The following is a 3,951-nucleotide window of genomic DNA, read 5'->3' as shown; positions in this document are numbered from 1 at the left end:
GATTCCGAGGCCGCCCAATATCTTGCGCAGCGACGAGACCGAAGGGCTGCTCCGGTTGGTCTCGATCATCGAGATCAGGCCATGGGGCACCTGCGCGAGATCGGCGAGCCGCCGCTGCGAAAGCCCGACATGGCTGCGAAGGGCCCTGAGCCGCTCGCCCACGTCGAAATCCGGATCCGAAGCCAAATCTTCCATGGCGCCACGGTAGCAACGGCGGTTTGCCTGCACAATATTCAAAATCCCATTGCTCAAAATACTGGGCGCTGATACCTGCTGGGCGCATATCGAATCGGGAGGCCGAAATGTCACGTTCCGAGGATCTGGTTCGCCGCAAGGACCGGGCGGTCGCCCGGGGTGTCGCGACCCGCGCCGTCACCGTGAGCCGGGCGAGGAATGCCGAACTCTGGGACGAGGACGGACGCCGCTTCATCGACTTCGCGGCCGGGATCGCCGTCAACAACACCGGCCATCGGCATCCGAAGGTCATGGCCGCGGTGGCGAAACAGGCCGAGGCCTTCACCCATTCCTGCTTCCACGTCGCGCCCTACGAGGGCTACGTGCGGCTGGCCGAGCGCCTGAACGCCGCCACGCCCGGCGACTTCCCCAAGAAGACCATGCTGGCTACGACCGGCGCCGAGGCGGTGGAGAACGCCGTCAAGATGGCCCGCGCCTTCACCGGGAGGTCCGGGGTCATCGCCTTCTCCGGTGCCTTCCACGGGCGGACGCTGATGGGCATGGCCCTCTGCGGCAAGGTTGCGCCCTACAAGAAGGGATTCGGCGCCATGCCGCCGGAGATCCACCACGCGCCCTTCCCGCACGAGTTCCACGGCGTGACGAGCGAGGCCGCCTTGGAGGAATTGCGCCGCCTGCTGCGCAGTTCCATCGATCCCGACCGGGTCGCGGCGATGATCGTCGAGCCGGTGCAGGGCGAAGGCGGCTTTTATCCGGCGCCCGCCGCCTTCCTGCAGGAACTGCGCAGGATCGCGGACGAGCACGGCATGGTGCTGATCGCCGACGAGGTGCAGGCTGGGATCGGGCGGACGGGCAGGCTCTTCGCCTTCGAGCATGCCGGTGTCGCCGCCGATCTGGTCTGCATGGCCAAGGGTCTCGGCGGCGGCTTTCCGCTTTCCGCCGTTACCGGCCGCGCCGAGATCGTCGATGCGCCCGGCGTCGGCGGGCTCGGCGGGACCTATGCCGGCAACCCGATGTCCGTCGCGGCCGCCAACGCGGTGCTCGACGTGATCGCGGAAGAGGATCTCTGCGCCCGTGCGACCGGCATCGGCCGGACGATACGGGAGCGGCTGACCGCGCTGGCCGCGACACCGGAGGGATCGGGCATCGGCGAGGTTCGCGGCCAGGGGGCCATGGTGGCCTTCGAACTGGTGTCGGACCGGACGACGCGCACGCCCGACGCATCGCTCTGCAGCGCCATAGTGGCCGAGGCCGAGGCGCGCGGGCTGATCCTTCTGGCTTGCGGCGTCTACGGCAATGTCGTTCGCCTGCTGCCGCCGCTCACGATCGAAACCGAGGTGCTGGACGAGGGATTGGGCGTCATCGAGGCCGCCGTCGCCGCCGCCGCCCGGCAACTCCAAGCCGCCTGAGGAGGCACGGATGCCCAAGGATCTCGACCCCCGAAGCAGACCCGATCTCGGACCCTTCGCCTGGGACGATCCCCTGCGCCTGGAGGGGCAGCTCTCCGAAGACGAGCGCATGCTGCGCGACGCGGCCCGCGCCTATGCCGAGGACAAGCTGGCACCCCGCGTGCGCGGCGCCTTCCGCGACGAGGTCACCGAGCCGGAGATCTTCCGCGAGATGGGTGGCATGGGCCTTCTGGGCGTCACCATCCCGGAGGCCTACGGCGGGCTCGGCGGCAGCTATGTCGCCTATGGGCTGGTCGCCCGGGAGATCGAGCGCGTCGACAGCGGCTATCGCTCCATGATGAGCGTGCAGAGCTCGCTGGTGATGTATCCGATCTATGCCTATGGCAGCGAGGCACAGCGCGAGAAATATCTGCCCCGGCTCGCCAGCGGCGAGTGGATCGGCTGCTTCGGCCTGACGGAGGCGGATGCCGGCTCGGACCCCGGGAGCATGAAGACGCGGGCGGAGCGGATCGAAGGCGGCTACCGGCTGACCGGCTCGAAGATGTGGATCTCGAACGCGCCGATCGCCGATGTCTTCGTCGTCTGGGCGAAATCCGAGGCGCATGGCGGCAGGATCCGCGGCTTCGTCCTGGAAAGGGGCATGGAGGGCCTGTCGGCGCCGAAGATCGGCGGCAAGCTCTCGCTCCGGACCTCGATCACCGGCGAGATCGTCATGGACGGCGTCGAGGTGGGCGAGGAGGCGCTCCTGCCCGATGCGGAGGGGCTGAAGGGACCCTTCGGCTGCCTCAACCGGGCGCGCTACGGCATCAGCTGGGGCGTGATGGGCGCGGCGGAGGCCTGCTGGCACGCGGCCCGGAGCTACGGGCTCGACCGCAGGCAGTTCGGGCGACCGCTCGCGCAGACGCAGCTCTACCAGAAGAAGCTGACGGACATGCAGACCGAGATCGCGCTCGGCCTGCAGGCGTCCTTGCAGGTCGGGCGGCTGATGGATGCGGGCCGGGCGGCGCCGGAGATGATCAGCCTGGTGAAGCGCAACAATTGCGGCAAGGCCCTCGACGTGGCCCGCGCCGCGCGCGACATGCTCGGCGGCAACGGCATCTCCGAGGAATTTCCGGTCTTCCGGCACATGGTGAACCTGGAGTCGGTGAATACCTACGAGGGCACCCACGACATCCACGCGCTGATCCTCGGCCGGGCGCAGACCGGGCTGCAGGCGTTCTTCTGACAGGTCCCGTCGCGAGGCAATGCACCGGAAGCGAGCGCCGTGTTGCGCAGCGGCCGGGATCGGATAGCTTCGTGGGCAGCGAGCGCGGCGGTCGGGATGCTCCGCGCCGACGCGGTCGTGAAGGTCGGCGGCCACATGCCCTTCGCCTTCAACATGGCGAAGGCCGTGGCCTTCGACCCCGGGACGGAGAAACGGATCGGCCGAGCCGGCGGGCCGGAATGCGCCGGGCGGCCGGACAGCTGGGAGAGCTTCCATGCATCTCGAGGGATCCTGCCATTGCGGCGCGGTGCGCTTCAGCCTGGAGTCGCGCCATCCCGTGCCGTTCAACCTCTGCTACTGCTCGATCTGCCGCAAGACCGCCGGGGCGGGCGGCTATGCCATCAACATCGGCGGCGAGACTGACACGCTCGTGGTCGAAGGCGAGGAGAATATCCGCAGTTACAATGCCTTGCTGCACGACCCCGACACGGGCGCGGACTCCCGCAGCCTCGGAGAGCGCAAGTTCTGCGGCCTCTGCGGCTCGGCCCTCTGGGTCTGGGACCCGCGCTGGCCGGAGCTGGTGCACCCGCACGCCTCGGCCATCGACACCGAGCTGCCGGTGCCGCCCGAGCGCACGCATCTGATGCTCGGCAGCAGGGCGAACTGGGCGGAGCCCTGCCTCGGCCCGAAGGACAAGACCTTCGACGCCTATCCCAGCGAAAGCATTGCCGCCTGGCACGAGCGGCTGGGGATGGAGCGGTAGGCGGCAGGCGGTTCGAGTCGGGCCGACCGACCGCCGGTGCGATGCCTTCGACCGGGTTCCGATCCGGGGTTTCCGGGCGAATCGTCGGGGTTCGGCGAAGTCGGCGCAAAGCCCTGAAACGGCGACGTTTTCCGGGGCCGGAATCCGGCTGGAAAGCGGCTGGAAACAGGCTTGCCATTTTTTCGGGTTTCGGAAGGCGACTATTCTTCTGACAAAGCATGGTCTGATACCAGCGGCGCTTCCGTTTGACCGATCCTGAGGCTGACTCTCGGGACAGGGAAAAGGCCGCGCTCCGCGCGGCCCGCGCCGCATGTCCCCGGACCGGAGAGGCGAGGCGCCGGTGGCGCGTCGCCCGGTCCGGTCGCCCGGAGGCGCAAGCCGCA

General features: G+C 68.7%; 4 protein-coding genes. 3 read left to right on the top strand and 1 reads right to left on the bottom strand.

Annotated features, from left to right (window positions below; genetic code table 11):
- The coding region (locus V7050_RS19225; RefSeq protein WP_324411057.1) for a helix-turn-helix domain-containing protein at positions 1–186 on the bottom strand (186 nt) is incomplete at its 3' end.
- A gap of 116 nt (positions 187–302) precedes the next feature.
- Here V7050_RS19225 and gabT point away from each other — a divergent pair.
- The 3 genes from gabT to V7050_RS19210 all read left to right on the top strand — a co-directional run bounded on the left by gabT (position 303) and on the right by V7050_RS19210 (position 3,568).
- Positions 303–1,601, top strand: coding sequence for a 4-aminobutyrate--2-oxoglutarate transaminase (gene gabT, locus V7050_RS19220; protein ID WP_324365440.1), 1,299 nt, complete (start codon positions 303–305; stop codon positions 1,599–1,601).
- Between the two features lie 10 nt (positions 1,602–1,611).
- Positions 1,612–2,826, top strand: a complete 1,215-nt coding sequence (locus tag V7050_RS19215; protein WP_324365439.1) for an acyl-CoA dehydrogenase — start codon at positions 1,612–1,614, stop codon at positions 2,824–2,826.
- Positions 2,827–3,079: 253 nt separating this feature from the next.
- Positions 3,080–3,568, top strand: coding sequence for a GFA family protein (locus tag V7050_RS19210; RefSeq protein WP_324365438.1), 489 nt, complete (start codon positions 3,080–3,082; stop codon positions 3,566–3,568).
- Positions 3,569–3,951: the final 383 nt, after the last annotated feature.

It is taken from the genome of Amaricoccus sp., assembly GCF_036846665.1.
Lineage (GTDB): Bacteria > Pseudomonadota > Alphaproteobacteria > Rhodobacterales > Rhodobacteraceae > Amaricoccus.
The sequence above is the reverse complement of the archived record's forward strand: the minus strand, read 5'-3'. Positions and strand labels throughout refer to the sequence as shown.